We start from the raw sequence: 2,782 nt of genomic DNA, 5'->3' as shown, positions 1-2,782 counted from the left end.
TAGTTTAAAAATGAAAGGTGTGAATCGGGAAATTCAAATTACCGATACCCCCGGCATTCTCGAAATTGGTGCAGCCGGAGGTCAAAGGGAACAGTTAGCGCGACAATTAGCCACGGAAGCAGATTTACTTTTATTTGTCATCGATAACGATATTCGACAATCGGAATACGGCCCTTTATTGCGTTTAATTGATATTGGTAAACGTTCTCTCTTAGTCTTTAATAAAATCGATCTCTATAGCGACGAAGATCGAGAAATGATTTTAAAACAATTACGAGAACGGCTAAAAGGAGTGATCCTTTCCGCCGATATTATTGCCGTTACCGCTAATCCCCAACCAGTACAGTTAACCGGTGGACAAATCATCACACCGGAACCGGATATTTTAGCTTTAATTAAACGTTTAGCTTCAGTTTTACGGGCCGAAGGGGAGGATTTAGTGGCAGATAATATCCTCTTACAATCCCAAAGATTAGGGGAAGAAGCTAGGAAAATTATCGATCGTCAACGTCGTCGCCAAGCTGATAAAATTATCGATCGCTATCAGTGGATCGGTGCGGGAGTGATTGCGGTGACTCCCTTACCAGTGTTCGATCTGTTAGCAACGGCGGCGGTTAATGCTCAAATGGTCAGAGAAATTGGTCAAGTTTATGGCTGTGAAATTAACAGCGATCGAGGCAAGGAATTGGCTCTATCTTTGGGCAAAACTCTAGTTAGTTTGGGAGTGGTGAAAGGAGCAGTAGAATTATTAGCCAGAATCCTACAATTAAATTTTACTACCTATATAGTCGGTAAGGCAATTCAAGGGGTCAGTGCTGCCTATTTAACCCGCATTGCTGGCAAAAGTTTTATTGAATATTTCCGTCAGGATCAAGACTGGGGTGACGGTGGCATGACGGAAGTGGTACAAAGACAATTTCAACTCAGTCGCAAGGAAGAATTTATTAAGTCTTTTGTAGCCGATGCGATCGGTAAAGTGGTACAACCTTTTCAGGATGATTGGCAGCAAGAAGAAGTTTTAGAAGCTACTCGCGAGGATGATTGGTAAAGATCGAACCTTGAAGCGATAGGCAAAATTGTATAGTAATTGTTACAATCGTTCTGGGGTTCCACAAGGGCAAAAAAAAGATGCGACAGCAAGTTATCGACTGGTTAAAAGAAAACGTCAACGAACACCGTCTGCGCCATATTCTTGGTGTGGAGACCATGTGTATTGATTTAGCTCGTCATCACGATCTCGATCCCGTCCAAGCAGGGCAAGCCGGGTTAATGCACGATCTAGCCAAATTTTTCAAGCCCAAAAAACTGTTAAAAATGGCGGAATCGGCGGGAATAGACGTGGATAATATCTGTGCATCCCATCCCCACTTACTCCACGCCGATGTCAGTGCAGTTGTCGCCCAAAAAGAATTTAACGTTACCGATGAGGAAATTCTCGAAGCGATTCGCAATCATACCCTCGGTAAACCCAATATGAGCGATCTTAGCTGTATAGTCTTTATTGCCGATGCCTTGGAACCCAATCGCGGCGATACACCCGAATTAAACGCCCTACGACAACTCAGCTATCAAAATCTCCATAAAAGCGTTCAACAAACCTGCGATTATTCCCTAAAATATCTTTTAAGTAGCCATTGTCCCATTCATCCCCGCACCGTGCTAACGCGCAACTGGGCGTTACAAATTGTTAAAGAACAACCAACGGAAACTAAAACCATTGATTAACATAATCTCAAGACTCGCTTAAAACCACCTCAGCCAAAGGATAACCACAACCTGAATGACCAATCCCACTGGAATTATTACCCCCGTCGCCGAAAATCTCAAGACCGAAAAATTTCTAGAGACAATTGTTACCGCTGCCGAGGACAAGAAAGCAGGGGACATCGCCATCCTGAAAGTCGCCGATATCTGTTATTTAACCGATTATTTTCTGATTATTACCGGCTATTCTACCACCCAAGTGCGAGCGATCGAGGATGCGATCGAAGCCGCTATGGAACTAGAATGGCAACAATCCCCCCGACAAGTGGAAGGAAAAAGCGAAGGTAGCTGGATCCTGATGGATTATGGTGATATCATTGTCCATATCTTTTTACCAAAAGAGCGAGAATTTTATAATTTAGAAGCATTTTGGGGTCATGCTCAACGGATTCCTCTACCTAGCGACCATTTGGAGGAGTAGAATCCATGAAATCCTCCCTTGATTTCTGTCCCGTCCCGGAAGAACAGCAACCGGTTAACGAGTACGAACAATTAAAAGAATCTTGGTTTTTCCGTTGGGCTACGCTAGATGTAGCCTCTTATACAAAAAAAATTCTCTGGTTATGGTTATGGACATGGTTAATTGTCGGACCAATTGCCGCCGCTAGTTTTCCCCTGAAAAAGGCCCCTTTTCCCTTCTTCTGTGCGGGGATTTTTGGCTCGACAATTTTGGTAGGATTGGTGTTATTGCGCTTGTATTTAGGCTGGATCTACGTTTACGATCGCTTGCAATCGGAGAAAGTATTTTATGAAGAGTCGGGCTGGTATGATGGCCAAATTTGGACAAAAACCGCCGCCATTTTAACCCGGGATCGTTTAATCGTCTCCTATCAAATCCAGCCCATTCTCCAGCGTTTACAAAAAACCGCCCTGATTTTAGGGGCAATTGTCGCTATCAGTGGTCTTTTTTGGCTATTTTTCACTCACTAACCGCAACCAATCACCAATCTGAATGAATAGGGTAAAACGTTCACCAACCCACCGCTTAGAAATTCATCTCCTCCGGGAAGGTATTATT

Annotated in this window: 4 protein-coding genes; all 4 read left to right on the top strand. The window is 43.5% G+C overall.

The features are described 5' to 3' along the window. Positions 1–1,048 (top strand): YcjF family protein (locus PX484_RS18445; protein ID WP_288105043.1); only part of this gene is annotated, 1,048 nt, incomplete at its 5' end. Positions 1,049–1,128: 80 nt separating this feature from the next. After that, entirely contained in the window at positions 1,129–1,725 is a 597-nt protein-coding gene (gene yqeK, locus PX484_RS18440) for a bis(5'-nucleosyl)-tetraphosphatase (symmetrical) YqeK (RefSeq protein ID WP_002800826.1), read from the top strand. A gap of 55 nt (positions 1,726–1,780) precedes the next feature. Next, positions 1,781–2,185 carry a ribosome silencing factor gene (gene rsfS / locus PX484_RS18435; RefSeq protein ID WP_002800825.1) on the top strand — a complete coding sequence of 135 codons (405 nt, stop codon included), beginning with the start codon at positions 1,781–1,783 and terminating at the stop codon, positions 2,183–2,185. A gap of 5 nt (positions 2,186–2,190) precedes the next feature. Continuing rightward, on the top strand, positions 2,191–2,694 hold the full coding sequence (locus tag PX484_RS18430; RefSeq protein ID WP_002800824.1) for a CGLD27 family protein: 504 nt from the start codon (positions 2,191–2,193) through the stop codon (positions 2,692–2,694). Positions 2,695–2,782 lie beyond the last annotated feature (88 nt).

The sequence above is a fragment of the Microcystis sp. M49636_WE2 genome (genome assembly GCF_030065375.1).
Taxonomy (GTDB): domain Bacteria; phylum Cyanobacteriota; class Cyanobacteriia; order Cyanobacteriales; family Microcystaceae; genus Microcystis; species Microcystis aeruginosa_C.
This window is presented reverse-complemented; position numbering and strand designations above follow the sequence as displayed.

What these genes read in the sequence shown, in the direction of transcription:
- yqeK (WP_002800826.1), top strand. Translation starts at nt 1,129, where the DNA reads ATGCGACAGCAAGTTATCGACTGGTTAAAAGAAAACGTCAACGAACAC.
- rsfS (WP_002800825.1), top strand. Translation starts at nt 1,781, where the DNA reads ATGACCAATCCCACTGGAATTATTACCCCCGTCGCCGAAAATCTCAAG.
- PX484_RS18430 (WP_002800824.1), top strand. Translation starts at nt 2,191, where the DNA reads ATGAAATCCTCCCTTGATTTCTGTCCCGTCCCGGAAGAACAGCAACCG.